General features: G+C 60.3%; 11 protein-coding genes. 5 read left to right on the top strand and 6 right to left on the bottom strand.

Annotation, left to right across the window (positions count from 1 at the left end; translation table 11 throughout):
• Nucleotides 1-17 precede the first annotated feature (17 nt).
• Together FJ938_RS17765 and FJ938_RS29990 are read left to right on the top strand one after the other, a co-directional pair.
• The gene (locus FJ938_RS17765; RefSeq protein ID WP_140612174.1) at nt 18-695 is read left to right on the top strand and encodes a helix-turn-helix transcriptional regulator; all 678 of its coding nucleotides are present in this window, start codon (nt 18-20) and stop codon (nt 693-695) included.
• 97 nt (nt 696-792) lie between these two features.
• Nucleotides 793-966, top strand: a complete 174-nt coding sequence (locus FJ938_RS29990; RefSeq protein WP_246671587.1) for a hypothetical protein — start codon at nt 793-795, stop codon at nt 964-966.
• A 234-nt stretch (nt 967-1,200) separates the two neighbouring features.
• Here the strand turns inward: FJ938_RS29990 and FJ938_RS17755 are convergent, their stop codons facing one another.
• From FJ938_RS17755 to FJ938_RS17735, 5 genes are all read right to left on the bottom strand, one after another.
• Nucleotides 1,201-3,417 carry an oligosaccharide flippase family protein gene (locus FJ938_RS17755; protein WP_140612114.1) on the bottom strand — a complete coding sequence of 739 codons (2,217 nt, stop codon included), beginning with the start codon at nt 3,415-3,417 and terminating at the stop codon, nt 1,201-1,203.
• 76 nt (nt 3,418-3,493) lie between these two features.
• Entirely contained in the window at nt 3,494-5,710 is a 2,217-nt protein-coding gene (locus tag FJ938_RS17750; protein ID WP_140695822.1) for an exopolysaccharide transport family protein, read from the bottom strand.
• A gap of 1 nt (nt 5,711) precedes the next feature.
• Complete coding sequence (gene asnB / locus FJ938_RS17745; protein ID WP_140695853.1) at nt 5,712-7,709, bottom strand: asparagine synthase (glutamine-hydrolyzing); 1,998 nt, start codon at nt 7,707-7,709, stop codon at nt 5,712-5,714.
• A gap of 1 nt (nt 7,710) precedes the next feature.
• A complete protein-coding gene (locus tag FJ938_RS17740; protein WP_140695819.1) occupies nt 7,711-8,970 on the bottom strand; it encodes an O-antigen ligase family protein in 1,260 nt (419 codons plus the stop codon).
• Complete coding sequence (locus FJ938_RS17735; protein WP_246673380.1) at nt 8,967-10,082, bottom strand: glycosyltransferase; 1,116 nt, start codon at nt 10,080-10,082, stop codon at nt 8,967-8,969. Before FJ938_RS17735 ends, FJ938_RS17740 begins: the two co-directional genes overlap by 4 nt.
• Nucleotides 10,083-10,489: 407 nt before the next feature.
• Here FJ938_RS17735 and FJ938_RS17730 point away from each other — a divergent pair, with 407 nt between their 5' ends.
• From FJ938_RS17730 to FJ938_RS17720, 3 genes are all read left to right on the top strand, one after another.
• Nucleotides 10,490-13,258, top strand: a complete 2,769-nt coding sequence (locus FJ938_RS17730) for an AMP-binding protein (RefSeq protein ID WP_246673378.1) — start codon at nt 10,490-10,492, stop codon at nt 13,256-13,258.
• Between the two features lie 312 nt (nt 13,259-13,570).
• Nucleotides 13,571-15,112 (top strand): calcium-binding protein, encoded by a 1,542-nt coding sequence (locus tag FJ938_RS17725; RefSeq protein ID WP_140695847.1) that lies wholly within the window; start codon nt 13,571-13,573, stop codon nt 15,110-15,112.
• Between the two features lie 95 nt (nt 15,113-15,207).
• Nucleotides 15,208-15,420 carry a DUF768 domain-containing protein gene (locus FJ938_RS17720; RefSeq protein WP_140612124.1) on the top strand — a complete coding sequence of 71 codons (213 nt, stop codon included), beginning with the start codon at nt 15,208-15,210 and terminating at the stop codon, nt 15,418-15,420.
• Nucleotides 15,421-15,615: 195 nt separating this feature from the next.
• Here the strand turns inward: FJ938_RS17720 and FJ938_RS17715 are convergent, their stop codons facing one another.
• On the bottom strand, nt 15,616-16,587 hold the full coding sequence (locus FJ938_RS17715) for a GlxA family transcriptional regulator (protein WP_140695814.1): 972 nt from the start codon (nt 16,585-16,587) through the stop codon (nt 15,616-15,618).
• Nucleotides 16,588-16,847: the final 260 nt, after the last annotated feature.

Genomic DNA, 16,847 nt, shown 5'->3' with positions numbered 1-16,847 from the left:
GGGTTGGGGTAGAAGCGATGACACTGATTGACAGGCGCAACGATACGGTTGCAGGTAGCCAATATATTGTGTTGAGGGATACCGGGCATGCACGCTCGACACACTTCTCGGATCGATCAGACGCCAGAATTGGCGGGCCGCAGCGACGCAGTTTGGAATCCATAACCGGCATGCTTGACCGCATCGGCTGCGGCTATCTCGTGCTGGACCGCGACAAGAAAGTAATCGAATGGAACACGGCCGCTCAAGACACGCTTGAACGCCAGGGCGAAGCGGCCGATACGGCCTGCGAGCTTTCTGCCGGGTTAAGGCGGCTGGTCGCGAATGTTCCGGTGCATTTCCAGCCAGGCTCACTGTCATGGGTGGTGATCCGCAGCAGAGGCGACAAGCCGGTGATCCTGAACGAGACGGGCGTCATCGCTCCTGACGGGACAAGCATCGTCGCATTGCTGGATCGGGAGAACACGTCGGCGGCGAACCCTCAGACATTGCAAAGAATGTTCGGCTTGACCAGCGCGGAAACGCAGCTGGCGTTGCGCCTAGCTCATGGCGACGCGCCTTTGGAGATCGCCCGCAGTTGGCACCTTAGCCGCACGACGATCCGCTCCCAGCTCGCCTCGCTGTTCGCCAAGACCGAGACAAGGCGCCAGGCGGAGTTGGTGGCGCTTCTGGGGCGCATTTCGGTCCTGCCATGAGATAGGCGCCGGGTGTCACCGCGTTCACGCGATCGGAGATCGGCGTTGCAACGCAGCCGCGCGGCTGCGTTGCACAGATCGTAGGACTGACAGCCACGTGTGGCGGGATTTCACCTATATCGACGACATCGTCGAAGGGGGCCGCGTGCTTGCCATGCCGCCGCATCCGGATCCGGATTGGGACAGTCGCATGGTCGATCCCGCCACGAGTTCGGCACCACACCGGATCTGCAAGATCGGCGATGACCGGCCCGAAGAAATCAACGCCTGATCGCCATCATCGAGACGGCCCTTGGCCGCCGCGACCTTCGCATCGACGTTTCCTTACCTCCAGGCGATGCACTGGAGACCCGCGCCGATGCGAGCGATCTTCGCCGGGCTGTCGGCTTCGCATCGGCGACAGCCCACGAGGACGGCTTACACCGTTTTGTCGAATGATACCGGAATTTTCGCAGAAAGGGCTGCCAGCCGAGAACGGCAAACGTTCACCGCGGATCGACAGCTGTCATTTGCCAACCCTCAAGAACCAATTCCATTGCTGGCCGCCGATCGCACCTGGCCTGATCGAGAGCAGGACAAACACCAAGCCAGGCAGGATCTTCAGTCGCTTGCCGATATAGATAGCCATGGCAACGCTCCAGATGCCCAGCGCAAGCGCGACACCCACGGCAGCGCCAATCGGGCCGTATATCGCGACGCCCAAGGCACAGGCTATGATGTTGGCCACCGCACCGGCAATCATGGTCGTTGCGGCGGCCCATTCGTTTCCGGTCATTGCCAAAAGATTCTGCTGGGGCCCGCACAGCGCGACAAAGATATATCCCAAGATGAGAACCCGAGCGATTGGCGTTCCCGCGGTGTAGCCCTCACCGAAATAGCTCAGGAACGGTTCGACAATCACCATCATCGGGATGGCGACTGCGATGGCACCGCCAGCAGAAAGCAAGGTGGCCCGCGCGAACAGCTGCTGCAGGCCTTTGCGGTCTCCCCTGGCATGCAGATCGGCCGCTGTTGGTGAAAACATGGTAGCGACGGCGATGCGAGAGAGCCCCACAAGCATCGCGACGTTCAACGCCAGCGCGAATATACCCGCTTCGCGGATATGGTTGGTCCACCCCAACACCAGCACGCCGGCCCGGCTGACAAACACATCGAGACCGGTGATGAGCATGAGCGGAGGCACGGCAAGCCACCATTCCCTCGCTTCGTAACTGGGCCGGGCCTGCCGCAGCCCGGGCGGTTCAAACTTCGCCGCCGTGATGAACACCAGCCCAACCGTGGCCGCGGAGCTTATCAGCACCGCCAGCATCACCTCCGGCGCGTGAACGGCCCGCAATCCTAACTTTGCCATCATCGCCACCAACACCAGCAGGAGCCCGTCTCGCACGATGCGCTCCGGCAATAGCGCCGAGACGACGCCGCCAAAAGCACGTACAAGCGTAGCGCCGATAGCATAAGCGGTAATCAAGGGTACCGCCGCCATGCCAAGCATAATGCTTGTCTCAAGTCCGTTTTGCGTATGGTCCGAAAAAAGGAGAACCAAGGCAGCGCCCGTTATCCCGAATAGCGACGCCGCCAATAGCGATCTTTGCACCGCGAATTTTATCACCCCTCGCGCCAGATCAAGCCTGCCATTGGCTCTATAGGCAGGTACAAAACGCAACAAGGATACGTTGAAACCGAGCGTTGCCAGGTAAGCGAGCACGGACGTCCATGCCAGAACGTAGGAATAGATCCCGTAGTTGCGAGGCCCGATGAGGCGTGCAATGGCCAGCTGTGCAAGGCTGGTCAGTCCGGCACCTCCGATATAGATCAAGAGAGCGAAGACGCTCGCCCGAGCGAGCCGGGAGCCCACATCCTTGTTCCGCAAAGGCGCGGCGATTGCAGGAGGAACGTCCGTGGGAGACTTTGCATAAAAGTGATTATCGAGACCTGCGGTGGCACTGCTATCGAGAGAGCGTTGTCTTTGGCCTCCAGCCGCGACTTCCTTATCTGTCCGCGAAAGTGCGGAAATGATTTGTTTCTCGACCTTACAAATGCTGTTGAATTTTGATCGACCGTCGGCGTTTTCCACGGAAATGACTTTTCGCCCGGAAATCGCGAGAAGATCATTTATAGATTCAAACACACCAAGAGAACGCATATTCACGTTCATGTCAGCTTCGAAAATTCGCTCCGCCGGCGGCTCCCGCTCCATCCGTCGCCGCAAGCGATTCTCCACGACCGCAGATGGCACCACCAGCCTGACGGTGAGGTCGGCCGGCGGCGCGAGGCTGAGCGCCTTTGCGAGCGTGGCATGATCAGCGCTCCCGTTGAATGCCGCCAGCGATCCAATCGCTTGAACGTATCCTTGATCGAATATTATTATTTCGGACGATTGCTTCGCACGGCTCCAGCGACGTGAAAGGTGCAAGATATATTGCCAGATTCGAGCGCGCCATATTCGCCTTTTTGGCGGTATCAGCCGTACCAACGACAATGAAATGGAGAGATCGTTCGGCCTTCCCTTGGAAGAAATCAATATTCGTGCGGTCGAAAAGATTGCCGATACGATTCTTGAGACAAACAAGAAAATCCCGAGGTCGAAGCTTCCCGCCCTGGTGCCGGGTTTGTAGCTGAGAGCGACCTTGGCGTGATAGCCTTTCCCACGCAACTGCTCTGCGAGCGCGTGCGCAAACGTTGTTTTGCCGGATCCTGGGGATCCGAAAAATTCGATGATCATTCCGGATCATATCCCATCATGGGAACGCACTTGGTTCCCGGTAATATTCCTTCGAGGGTAGAGACGACGGCCTTCATCAAACCCTCGTCAGCAGGAGGTCGGCGCTGTTTCCGAGACTGTAGCCAGCATGCTTCTTGAGATTCACCTGCGTGAGCACACTTCCCACTGGAACGCTGACGGACCCACCGGCTCGCAGTGATTCCAGAACACCGCGGGCAATGCTGCGCCGCGTCCTGGCCCAGCGAACGGCAAAAAGCACCGCATCCGCCCAGCGCTTCAGGAGCCTGGTTTCAGGCCCTCCGAGACCCAAGGGTCCGTTCATGATGATGATGTCGTAAACCGAGAGCAACTCATCGGTAAACTGGGACCTGTCCACGGTCGACAGAAGCGTCAGCAGGTCATCCGAGGGTGCTGGAGCAGCCATGAAATCGATACCGATTTCTGGCATTCTCGTGACTGCGTCCTGCAGAACACAGCGGTCACTTACATAGTCCCCAAAGGAGTTGCGAGCCTTGACAGTGCTGAATTCGCCCCGAAACTCGTTCGTAAGCCGCACGTCCTTGCGGTCAAGGTCGAGGAAAAGCACCCTTCCTCCCAGCCGTGTTGCCGCAAGCGCCAAACTCCATGCCAACTCGGTCTTGCCGTCGTCCCGGACGCTGGACGTTACGAGGATGATGTGTGGCGGATGCCCCCGCCCCTGAGTTGGCGCAGCGGTGACAAGAACGGACGTCACGGCACGGCTGAACGGTGAGGTCAGCTGGCTCAGAACCAGATCCCGCAACTGTTTCGCGTGAAGTCCCGAAACCTTGGGAAGCAACCCCACGCACGGAATCCCAAGCTCGGCTTCGGCCTCGGCTTCACTGCGCAAGGTCTGATTGAAGGCGTTGCGGACCATGACGAAAATCGCCCCCATCAGCCCGAACACGATCATGCCGGGCGGGACCAGGAAAACTGCCGGCAGCGTCTTCGGAGTTGACGGCGGCCATGCCATCGAAAGGATCGCTACTCCGGGTGATGGAGCGGCGATGTGCTGCATCAACTCCTGTCGCCGGCCAAGAAGCTCGTTGTATCGCTGCGTTACGATGGTCACCTGAGGCTCAAGTGCACGCAAGCCGGAAAGCTGGCTCGCAGTGTCGGACACCGCCGCGTCGAGCACTCTTTCGTGTTCTTCCAGCGCCGCAACCTGGGCGCGGTAGACTTTTGCCTCGGCTGCGATGCGCGCGATGTCCTGTTCCATCTCACGGTTGATCGCATTCCCCTGACCCTCGTCCGCACCAGCGCCCAGCTGGCGAGCCATCAGGTCGGCCAGCACCGGCGATCCGATTTCTTCAGCGACTGCCGAAACGGGCGCGCCCGCCTTCCGCAGATCCTCGATACGTTCAAGATGCGCTTCCGAGGCGGAGAGATCGGCTTTCGACAGGGAAATCTGTCGGCTGAGTTCCGCTCTCTCATTGGCCGCATTGTTGGCCGCACTTTGATCGACGGCGCCGTGGGTCAGCCGATACGTCTCCAGACGGTTGGTTGCGTCGACCAGATCGCTTTGCACTTGCGGCAGGCCGGCGACCAGCGATTGCAGTTCGACCTGGTCCAATGCACGTCGTTTCTGTATGAGGTCGTCAATATAGACCTGAGCGAATGTGTTCGCGACAAGCGCAGCACGGGCCGGACTGGAATCGGTAAAGCCGATGGAGATGACCCGCGACCGCAGCTCTTGTCCGACCCTCATTCCGTTCCGAAGCGCCTTCAGTTCGGCCGCGTCCGCCGCTTCCGGACTTCCCGCCGCCGGCTTGCCCTGCGGCCACACCCGGTTCAGGAGATCGCCCAGGAACGAGCCTGCGGTGTGCTGATCGGCGGGAACGAGGCTGGAGCCACTTTTTCCGGCAGCGTTGGCTGCCTCCGCTTTGCGCAGCGACGCCAGAACTCGACGCAAATGGGCTTGCGAGGAGAGCATCGTCAGATGGTCATCGATGCTCGAATCCAGCAAATCCTGAACGGACCCTGCGCTGCCCGAGGAAGCACCGCCAGTTGGAGCGTCGACGATTACCTGCGTCGTCGCCTCATATAGAACCGGACGAGCAAGACCGGCGAGACCAGCAAGGACGCCACCCAGAACGGCGATGGCAAGCAAGAACCATTTTCTCGTCGCCAAGGTGACGACAAGCTGACGGAAAGGAGACGACGGCTCCAGGGGCTCGCTTAGCGGTTGCCTCATCCGCGGATTTGTTTCGAGCGCAGCGACGGCCATTTGCGTGGTGCGCGGACGTTTGGCGCGGCCAGCTACGGAACCTTCCATCTCAACCCCCTGTCAGTTCGATATGATGAGAGAGGCGCGTTGCCGGCGCCGGTGGCTGCGTGGCTTCGTTGCGCCACGCCTGGAACATGAGCAGAGGCCACAAATCGCGGGAATGATCTTGTTTTCCCTGCAGGTGATCGCGCCAACAGGCGTCGACCTTTGCAAAGTCGAGAACCCCGTCTTCCGAGAGGCGTATTGTGGCGATGATATCCGTTGCCCAGGCGCGCAGGGGCCCTTTCAGCCAAGCCCCGACCGGAACGTCGAAACCTTGCTTGGGCCGATCGAACAGCCGCCGCGGGACATAACGATCAAGGAGCTGGCGAAGTATCCATTTACCCCTGCCATTCCGAACCTTGGCATTGGTCGGCAGTCGCCAGGCGTATTCGACGACGCGATGGTCCAGGATCGGGCACCGCCCCTCGAGGCTGTTGGCCATGGTGGCGCGATCGAGCTTCACCAGGATGTCGCCGGGCAGATAGCCGGTCATATCATCGAACAACAGACGGGATAGCAGGTCGTCGAGCTCTGCTGCACGAGGCTTGATTGCCGGCGGCCTGTGATGAACAAGGTTGTTGACCGAGGACTCGGTCAGCCGCTGAAGCAGTTCGTCCTCATTTGCAGCCGCGAGCAGGCGGGCGAGGCGGTTCAGGCGGTCACTGCGCAATCCGTGCCGCGCGTTCGCCGAAAGCGGCAGCCTGCCGAAGATATCTTTCCGGGAGGCCTGGGCCAGCAATCCGGCCCCAGCCGCCAACATCCGGCGAAGTGGGGATGGAAGCTCATGCTGTCTTCTGAGGCGGGCCGCCAGGAAGTGCCGGGAATAGCCCGCAAAGCACTCGTCACCACCGTCGCCCGACAGCGCTACGGTCACGTGTTGCCGGGCGAGGCGCGACACCAGCAGTGTCGGTATCTGTGACTCATCGGCGAACGGCTCGTCCCAGATCCGTGGCAGTTCCGGAATGACCTCACGCGCGGCGGCCGGTGAAAGGTGAAGTTCAGTGTGGTCGGTGCCCAGATGTCGTGCAACCGCGGCCGCATGAGGGGCTTCGTCGAACCCGCTCTCACCGAACGCGATGGTGAAAGTGCGGACAGGCTTCCGCGACTGTGCCTGCATCAGGGCGACGACCGTCGAGCTGTCGATACCGCCCGACAGAAAGGCGCCAAGCGGCACGTCGGCAACCATTCGTTCGCCGATGGCAAGGCGAAGCAGACGATCGAGCTCGGTCGTAAGTTCCTCGTCACTGCCGGTGAGCGGTTCCCGCAGCGCCGTGCTGGCGACATCGGCCAGCGACCACCAGCGTCGAATGCGACGCGCAAGCGAGACAGCACCGCGGGCATTGGCGAAATCCGCCGCCGTCACGGACAGGACGGAACCGGGTGGCAGCTTGAACACGCCCTGCCAGATGCAACTGTCATCCGGCACCCATCCTTTCGAAAGCATTGTCGCCGCGGCGTCGACATCGAGTTCCGGGACGAACCCGGGGAAGCAAGTGATCGCCTTCAGCTCCGAGGCAAAGACGAGCGCCTCGCGTGTCGAGGCGACGTAGAGCGGCTTCTTGCCCATTCGGTCGCGGGCGAGGTGAAGGATACGGTTCTTCAGGTCCCACAGCGCGAAAGCGAACATGCCGGCAAAGCGCGCGAGCGCCGCGTCGAGACCCCAGCTCTCGATCGCGCACAGCATGATTTCGGTGTCGCTGGTGCCACGGAAATGGTGGCCCGCCCCTTCCAGCTCGCGGCGCAGATCGCGAAAATTGTATATCTCGCCATTGAAGGTGATGACATACCGGCCGCTCGCGGAATGCATCGGCTGCCGGCCCGCCTCCGACAAGTCGACGATGGCCAGACGCCGGTGGCCGAAGGCGACCCCGGCTTCACGGCTCATCCAAAATGCCTCGCCATCAGGTCCACGATGACGAAGGGCCGTCGTCATCGGCCCGATCGCCCGCAGCGCGTTCGTATCGGCCGCATCGGGCGCCAAGAGAATTCCAGCGATCCCGCACATCCTAATATCTCCTGTGGCGAACGATGGCGGGGATCGTCTGAGGCGTCCCGGCGACAAGGCAGAGCGTCACAGAGAACCACACGATCGGATGGCGGATAATCAGGTGCGGGGCACTGAACACAACGATCGACGCCATGAGCGCCACGAGGGCATCCAATCTCGCACGCCAGGCGGACAAGGCGGCGGAGCCGAGGATCCACAAGAGCGCCATGACTGAAATCAAGCCACCCTGGGTATAGAGATCGAGGATCGTGCTATGGGCCTCGAAAGGCCGAGGTAGAAACTGCTGATTGGTGATGGGGGGGCGTTCAAGGTGAGGCCCGGGGCCGAGGCCGAGCGACCCAGATCTTGCTCCCTTGTCCAATGCCTCGTCCCAAAGGTAGAGGCGAAGCTCGGCGGTTTCCGCGGTCGCTTGCCCGCCCTTGTCCTTGGTAAGGCTCTTGGCGAAGTTTTCGGCGCTGGCGGCGTCGCTGAGGGCGTAAGGCGCGATGGAGATCGCCAACGGAACGAACGCAATCGTGAACAGGAGGGCAAGTTGCCGTGAAAGGCTGACCTTGCCGCCATCAGTTGCAAGCCAAGCCCGAATCCGCAGCCCGAGAAGGATCAGGCAAGCCAGGATTGTCGTATAGAGATAGGTATCGCTCTTTGTCAGCCTTCCGACGTAGAAGGTGAGGACCAGGCCGGTTAGCCCAAGGCACCTCCCCCACGGATTGCGGGTGGTTACGGCAAGATGCAAGGCCAGCGGACCAAGGAGAGCGCAATAGAGCGCAAGCTGGTTCGGATTGTCGGACCAACCGCTGAAGCGGTCCCAATACCAGGGATTAACGCCAGATTGATGGATCCAGCCCCACCCAAGCCCCAGTTGAACAACAAAGCATGCATTCGCGACAGCAATGATCCACCAGCCAATGTTGCGTAGATGGCGACCGGCGTCGGGCTCCGCCGCGGCCAGGCAGGTGATGAAGACCAACAGCACATACGCCATCGTGTCATGCATCAACGGAGCGATGAACAGGACAGTCGTCAGATAGCCGACGATGGCCCCAACACTCAGGGCAAGCGTCAGGATCAGCCAGAAACGTGCAAGCTGGGCCAGGGCCGGCGTGAACTCCAATCGGCCGCCCGCGAGAACCCGCACGATCGACAGCAATATCCAAAGCGCGAGGAACAGTTCGCTGTAGCCGAACGGCAGGCCTGGAATGCTGAGTTGGACCGCATAGGACATTGCGATGCCGCAGGCCAGGAGCACATCACGGATCATTGCCGCGCCTCCCCCAGTCGGGGGCTCCGCGCGCCCTCTTCCATCAGGATCGCGGGGGCTGATCGAGCAAGACTGCCCCGGTACGTTGCCCCGAGGACGGTCTTGTACAGCTCGCAATACTGATCGACGACCCACGACAGCGAAAAGCGCTCCCGGATGAGTCCGACGGAACGGCCGCCCATGATTTTTCCACGGGCGCGATCGGACAGGATCTCGATTATCCTGGATGCGAAGCCATCCACATCGCGTGGCGCGACGAGATAGCCGTTCCAGCCATCCTCAACCACGTCATTGCAGCCGGGCATCCGCGAGGCGACGATCGGCAATCCGGATAATCCCGCCTCCAGCAGGACACGCGGAATACCCTCGCGATATTGCGTCGGAAACGCGAACAGATCGGCCATGCCAAGGAGGGCCGGAACATCCTGTCGCGATCCCAAGGCAATGACGTGAGGCGCGTGTCGATCGATATCGGCCCTGTTGACCGCGAACGGTCCCTCGGAGTCCTGCGGACCGACAAGGACGAAACGCGCATTGGGTCTTTCGGAAAGGACACGAGGAACCGCCTTGAGGAGGGTCGGAATTCCCTTCTGGCGGGTCAGGCGGCCGATAAAGATTATGATTTCGGCCGACTGAAGCCCAAGGCTCTCGCGCATCGTCGTGGCCGAAGGGCCACGATACCTTGCTGTCGAGAACGCCTTCGGGTCGATGCCAGAACTGCGGATCAGCCGCGCTTTGTCGTGACCAACCAGCCGATAGCGTTCGAAAAAGACCTGATCGTCGCGATTCTGGAAGACGGTCATGGCTGTCCATAAGGATGCCAGTCCTTGAAGGCCGCAAAAGATCGGACGCAAGGCCAGAGCCCGTGGTTCGAGGGACGAGAATGTCCAACCAAGGCCATTGATGGTGCGGACAACCGGCACCTGCCCGCGCACGGCCAAAGGGGTCAGAAGATTGGGCTTGGTGTCGAAACTTTGAACGATGTCCGGACGCAGTTCCGCGATCAATTCGCGGACAGCACCTAGAGCGCCCCATTCCCCGCCGCCGCTGGTAAAGCGGTCAAATCCCAGTCGACGATGCGCAATGCCATGAAGAGAGAAGGCGTTGCCCATATCGCTCGATACGGCAGTGACCCGGAAGCGCCTTTCGCGCAGCGCCAGCAGGAACGGAATTCTAAGACGATGATCCTCGCCTCCAACACAGACCAGGTGGGGGTTCATCCTGCCCCTCCAGGATGCCGGCGGTATCCCGGTCGCGCAAAATGGCTGGCTCTAGGATCTGCTCTCATGGTTCGGCTTCATTGCCCCTGTGCGCACGACACCCAAATCCACGCTAGGAGCAGGCCTTCCCGCTGTCCTCGTCTGTTTGAATGAAGCAGGGCTTCAATGATGCTGCGATGCACCTGACCCCTTTCATGTCGGATCGGCGAGTTCGGTCGGAATCATTCGTTCTAACGATGCCACGGCCAAGATGGTCGCGTACGACACTGCAAAGCGGGTCAGCAAAAAAGGGGGTCGCGTTGGAAGCGTTTGATCGCACGCGTTCTTCAGAAGGCCTGCCTTTGCGCGCCTTGCAGTCCGTGCTGGGACTGGCGAAAGAGCGGGATGTCGCGACAACGCGCGACAATGGTCCTCAAGACGGTTTCACATGGAAACAGGCATCCACCCGTCCTCTGGACATGGACGGACCGGCAAGCCCTGTCTTCCAAAGGATGTGCGATGACTTCTCCGAAAAATCGGCGTTCTGGCACCTCGAGAAAATTGTCGGGAAATATCCGGACAAGATCGCGATCAGCGACGGCTCGACATCCCTCAGCTTCCTGGAGCTGTTGAACGCGGTCCAAAACCTGGCAGGTGCGATTGCCGGTTCAGTTCCAATGGGTAAGGCGGTCGGGCTTCTGATCGGGAATACTCTTTGGTACCCGGTGGCCATGCTTGCCGCCATGCGTGCGGGCAGGCCCGCCGTGCCGCTAAACCCCCGAGATCCATTTCAGCGCCTCGCGGCAATTGCCGCCAGCGCGGGGCTAGCCGCAATTGTCAGGCCAGGGCCGGGCAAGCCGGCAGGCTGGCCTGATGCCTCGTCCCTGAAATGGATCGATGCGGGAAGCTGCATGGCCGCAACGCCGGACGGCAGCTTACCGGCGCTGCCGCCCGACGTGCCGGTCGATTCGCCGGCGATCGTCCTGTACACGTCAGGCAGCACCGGAGCCCCGAAAGGCGTCGTGAACAGCCAGCGGGCAATCCTCCAGCGGGTGCAACAATATGTCGATGCTTGCCACATCGGCCCCGACGATGTGTTCATGCCGTTGACCGGCCCGGCGACGATCGCGGGCTGCCGCGAGATGATGACCCCGATGCTTTGCGGCGCCACATTGTACCTTTTGGACATTGAGAGTGCCGGCATCCGCGCTGCGCGCGACAATTTCCAAAAATGGCGGGTGACGATCGCCTATCTCGTGCCGGCGCTGCTGCGTGTGTTGATGACCGATTCAGCGCCGGACGTATTCTCGTCACTGCGGGTCGTGCGGGTCGGCGGAGAAAAAGTGTTGTGGTCCGACATCGACCGGCTTCGCGACAATGTCCCGGAGTCCTGCCTTATCCAGATCAGCTATTCGTCCACGGAAACGACCGGCACGCAGTGGTTCCTGCCGAGGGATTATCCGGAGCGAGGCGCGACGGTCCCGGTCGGCTTCGTCCTTCCCGGCATCGAATACACCGTCGTGGATGAGAATGGGTACGAGGTCGCCCCCGGCGATGAAGGGGAGTTGGTGATCAGGGGCAACTACACCACGCTCGGCTACTGGGCGGACGGGGGACATGTTCCTCTTCGTGCAAGCTCCACCAATCCCTGGCTTCGGATCTTCGCAACCGGCGATCTGGTCAAGGTCGACGGCACCGGAATGATGTGGATCGTCGGACGAAAGGGACGCCAGATAAAGATCAACGGAAGGCGGGTCGAGCCTGCCGAACTGGAACTCGTCCTGCGCCGGGCGCCCCAAGTGAGTGATGCCGTCGCGGTGGTGACGGACGCGAACGAACTGGTGGCCTTTGTCGTTCCCGTGAAAACTGGCGCAAGCGAAATCATACCCGAATTGCGAGACTTGATCAGGACAGCCCTGCCGCCGGCAGTTCATCCAACGCGACTGCACAGTATTGCCGAGATACCGCAGCTCAAGGGCGGCAAGGTCGACAGTGTCAAGTTGCGGGAACTGGATCGCGCGCTGAACGCGCAAAACGCCCAGAATCCAGACGTCCGGCAGGCGCTGAACCCGCTCGATATCGAAGGCGTGGCAGCGGCCGTATGGGAGAGGATACTTCCCGGCAAGAAGGCGGCTGGCAGCCACTGGGACGACGCGGGCGGCGATTCACTGAAGCTGCTGCAATTCGTCATGGAACTTGAGACGGCTCTGGGACGGGAACTCAACTTGGACGCATTCACCGTCGGAATGAGTTTTGCCGACGTAGTCAGGGCAGCGTCCGCAGAGCAAGACACAAGCGACTTGCTTGTCGAGGCGTCCGACCCGAGGCCGCTTTTGTTTATTGTGCCGGGATCGATCGGCTACGGGCCAAGCCTGGCGGCTTTCGGTGTCGAGATGAGCGATGTCGCCAGGGTTGTCGCCATTCGCTATGGGGACCTGAACGATCTACTGAAGGGACATGGCACCATACCGCGGATGGTGGACGCGGTTGTCGACCAGATCAGCCAGATCCAGCCTGATGGCGACGTGAAGCTGATCGGTTATTCGCTTGGCGGCGGCGTCGCGTTCGAGGTTGCCGCCAAACTTATTGCAGCGGGTCGATCGGTCACGTTCCTGGGAATCCTCGACACCAATATCGGGCCTGGGCAGCACGACTACCGTGAAACTCTTGCACGCACCGTCCAGCGCATCCGTTCCCATAGAGTGACGGCGGATCGCATGATGTTACGGGCTCTCGCGAAAGCATTTGCCAGATTTGGCGCTGAAGCCCTGCTCGCCAGGGGCATCGACTGGCTGAAATGGAGGGCCTTCGCCAGAGTGCGGTTCATTTTGCGCCTTGAGCTTGAGGAAATCCTGCGGATGCGCGCATTTGGCCAATGGCTCGCACAACCGAAGACCGCGTTGCCGATTACCGCCACCCTGTTTCGATGCAGGCGTACAGGGGTTCCGACGGATCTTGGCTGGAGCGCCTTTTTTGCCGATCTGAGCATAGTCCCGATCCTCGGCGGACACCTCGATATGCTCATTGAACCGTATCTGAGCCACAACCGTCCTTTGATAGAAAGAGCCTTTCTGGTGAGCGGCGCATAGCGCGTGGACGACCGCCATCCGCACGCTCCGAAGCGGCTGGAATGAACCAGCGCGATCTTGCGCTTTCTGCGGTCCACAACAAAATCCAGCAGTGCTACCGAGGCAGGGGCAGTCCAGTCCTGCCTTGCCGCGCCGGAAATATCCCTGAACAATCAACAAGCCCGGAACCAGGGCCGACGTCCCATCGCGTGGACCTTTTCTCGCCGTGATCAATGATTCTATCAACGGGCGCCGGTATTTGATTTGGTTCTAATATACCCTTTCCAATAGGCAGGCGTGGGGCACCTACCGAATCAGACGAAGGATATTTTCATGACAACCCTCCATTACGCCTCGGGTGGATCCGCCTCCGAGGTCGCAAACGCCGGATTCAATCTTGTCGACGTTTCATCCGTGGACGAACTCAACGCCCTGCCGGCTGGCACGAAAGGTCTGGTCTGGCTCGATGAAGCCAATGGGACAACCTCGTCCTTTATCCAGAAAGTCACGCCCTTTATCGGCAATCCGAAAGCGTTTGGATTCTTCCTTGTCGATGAGCCGGACCCCACCGGCAAATGGGGAACCTATGCCACCGCCGCGAATCTGAAGGCGGAATCCGACTGGATCCACACCAACGTGCCGGGCGCCAAAACCTTCATCACCATGATGAACATGGGGTCTTCCGCAAATCCCGATTTTTCAAACACTTATAATCCCGCCAACACACATATCGACTATTACGGGCTGGACCCCTATCCGGTGCGCACCGGGACAAGTGCGGTCGACTACAACATGATCGACAGGACCGTGGCCGCGGCTGTCGCTTCGGGGGTCCCGCTCAACCAGGTCGTTCCGGTTTATCAGACGTTCGGCGGCGGCAGCTACACGACCGATACGGGCGGCCAATATGTCCTTCCCACCGCCGCCCAGGAACAGACCATGCTGGACCACTGGTCCAAGCTGGTTCCGTCGCCCGCCTTCGACTATGCCTATGCATGGGGTTCCCAGCAGGGCGACACGGCGCTTGGAAACTCGCCGGCGCTGCAAGCCCTCTTCCTTCAACATAACCACGGCACCGCAAGCGTGCCTCCGACCAGCGGCGCGACTTCGTCCGGCACCACTGTGCCCTCGACCAGCGATACGACTTCGTCCATCACCCCACCTTCGACCAGCACCACCCCTCCGACCAGCACCACACCTCCGACCAGCACCGCGCCTTCGACCAGCGATCACGTTTTCTACGGCACCGGCCGCGCGGATGTACTTCACGGCACCACCGGCGCCGACACAATGATCGGTGGCGGCTACAACGACACCTATTATGTCAACAACCCTGGCGATAAGGTGGTGGAACTGAAGGGCGCAGGCCACGATACCGTGCTGGCATCAGTGAGCTATGCACTGTCAGCCGGCTCGGAAATTGAGCAGCTTGCCACCACGAGCCGGGCCGGCACCACTGCCATCAACCTCACGGGAAACGAGTTCTCGCAGACCATACAGGGCAACGCCGGCAACAACGTCATCAATGGCGGCGGCGGGCAAGATGTGCTGACAGGAAATGGAGGCAAGGACGTCTTCGTCTTCAATTCCGCCCTCAAGACAGGCAACATCGACAAGATCACCGACTTCAATGTGACGCAGGACAAGATCCATCTCGACCACACTGTGTTTGCCGGGCTTCAGGTGGGCGCCCTTCCCGCTGATGCGTTTCACACTGGCAGGGGCGCGCATACCCATACCGACCACATTATCTACAACAGTTCGACCGGCGCCCTCTCCTTCGACAGCGATGGGGCCGGCGGCGCGCATCAGATCCAGTTTGCCGCTGTTTCTCCGCATCTGTCGTTGACGGCATCCTCGTTCGTCGTGACGTGAACCTTTGGAACCGTCAGGCCCTCATCAAAAGGGTCTGACGTTTTCTTGAATATACCTCCGCGGAACGAAATCGCTTCGATGAACATTAGTTCGTCATGAGCGCACGCGGCATCGAATTCCTGCAGAACTGGGTGGAGGAAAATGTTCCACCCTATTCGACGTCCGATCCGGCGCTTGCGGCGAAACTCGCCAAACAAGCGACGGCGGACGCCATCAAGGCGGGAATTCGCCCCGAGGAAATATCGGAAGAAGTCGGAAGCATGTTGACCACCATGCTTGAAGTGCTCGAAAATCCCGACACTGAATGATTGCGTGCCGACTACGTCGGCAACAGGAGAGCCCGAAGGCGGCGTGGATGTGGTTTCCGGTTGCCGCTGGATAGATCCTTGAGCGGGATTTCCCGGCATAGTCTTAAAACTTTTGCCTACTCCCGCTCGTTATTGGTCCCGGCTTGAGCTGTGGCACCCCCCTCAATCCCAGCCAAGCGCGGAACTATCATCGCATCAGGCCTCGCGAGATATGCGGCCTGGATGTCTGAGGTTCGTTGGCGTGATGCCGGTGTGCTGGCGGAAGACGCGGCTGAAATGCCCGGCATTGCCGAAGCCGCACCTGAACGCAATCTCCCCTATCTGCAAGTCGCTGGCTTCGAGGAGCGACTTCGCGTAGTGCAGCCGCAGCGCCAGATAGGCGGCCATTGGGCTGATGCCCAACTCGATGCCGAAAAGACGCTCCAGCTGGCGCCTGGAGCAGTTCAATCTGGCCGCGATTTCGGTAACCGATACCTTTTCCTGGAGATTGCTCTCCATCAAGAGCAAGGCTCGCTTCACCGGACGGCTGGAGGCTCCGGCAAACAGATCCCCGACCGGTTGAACGTCACGGATGTTCCGGATTCGATCGAGGACAAGAATCTTGGCGGCCTTTTCCGCTGCCTTGTGACCAATGAATTTCGACACGAAATAGCCGGCCAGGTCGGCTGCACCCGTGCCTCCGGCGCAAGTAGAGCGGTTGCGGTCGACGGAAAACAGACTGTCCGCATGGGCGTTCACGTCGGGGAATTCCGCCCGGAAGTCCTTGATGTGAAACCAGCTGACCGCGGCACTATAACCGTCCAGCAACCCGTAGCGCGCGAGCACGAAACTGCCCGTGCAAAGGGCGGTGAGCGGCACGCCTTTCTCGGCAGCCCGCAAAAGGAATGCCTCCTTTTCAGAACTCAAGCCGCGGTTGGTGTCGAGCAGGCCACCAACCACAACAACATTGTCGAAATCCTCGGGATGTCCAATCTCTTTTGTCGGCAGCAGTTCGACGCCGCAGCTGGCCCTGATCGGCAGACCGCGCTCTCCGATCACCTGCCAGTCAAATTCCACGCGACGGCTTCGATCGCCCTCATCACCCGCCAGGCGCAGCGTGTCGATGAAAAGCGACAGGGGTGACAATGTGAAGTCGCGGACCAGAAGGAATGCAAACTTCTTGGACATTGGTTCAGCGCTATCCGCGATTAATTTCAGCAGGACCAAAACTATATGTTTGGACCGCTATATGCACAGGGAATTCCGGCGGTGCTTACCCCTCGCCTTCGCTTGACCTGGTCGGAAATGGCAGTCGCCAAACGGCACGCGTTCCCTGGATCAGGAGGCTGCCTATCGCCGGGAAATGCCGCGACCGAAGAGCTCCGCTCTTGAAGTCCGTCCCCAGCGCGATTGGCCAGTGTTCCTGATTTCCCGTGCTCCCCGATTTC

It is taken from the genome of Mesorhizobium sp. B2-4-14 (genome assembly GCF_006442155.1).
Classification (GTDB): domain Bacteria; phylum Pseudomonadota; class Alphaproteobacteria; order Rhizobiales; family Rhizobiaceae; genus Mesorhizobium.
The sequence above is the reverse complement of the archived record's forward strand: the minus strand, read 5'-3'. Positions and strand labels throughout refer to the sequence as shown.

Excerpts from the sequence above, each read along its gene's own strand:
- FJ938_RS17735 (WP_246673380.1), bottom strand. The coding sequence starts at position 10,082 with ATGGGCAACGCCTTCTCTCTTCATGGCATTGCGCATCGTCGACTGGGA.
- FJ938_RS17725 (WP_140695847.1), top strand. The coding sequence starts at position 13,571 with ATGACAACCCTCCATTACGCCTCGGGTGGATCCGCCTCCGAGGTCGCA.
- FJ938_RS17750 (WP_140695822.1), bottom strand. The coding sequence starts at position 5,710 with ATGGAAGGTTCCGTAGCTGGCCGCGCCAAACGTCCGCGCACCACGCAA.
- asnB (WP_140695853.1), bottom strand. The coding sequence starts at position 7,709 with ATGTGCGGGATCGCTGGAATTCTCTTGGCGCCCGATGCGGCCGATACG.
- FJ938_RS17715 (WP_140695814.1), bottom strand. The coding sequence starts at position 16,587 with ATGTCCAAGAAGTTTGCATTCCTTCTGGTCCGCGACTTCACATTGTCA.
- FJ938_RS17755 (WP_140612114.1), bottom strand. The coding sequence starts at position 3,417 with ATGATCATCGAATTTTTCGGATCCCCAGGATCCGGCAAAACAACGTTT.
- FJ938_RS17720 (WP_140612124.1), top strand. The coding sequence starts at position 15,208 with ATGAGCGCACGCGGCATCGAATTCCTGCAGAACTGGGTGGAGGAAAAT.
- FJ938_RS17765 (WP_140612174.1), top strand. The coding sequence starts at position 18 with ATGACACTGATTGACAGGCGCAACGATACGGTTGCAGGTAGCCAATAT.
- FJ938_RS17740 (WP_140695819.1), bottom strand. The coding sequence starts at position 8,970 with ATGATCCGTGATGTGCTCCTGGCCTGCGGCATCGCAATGTCCTATGCG.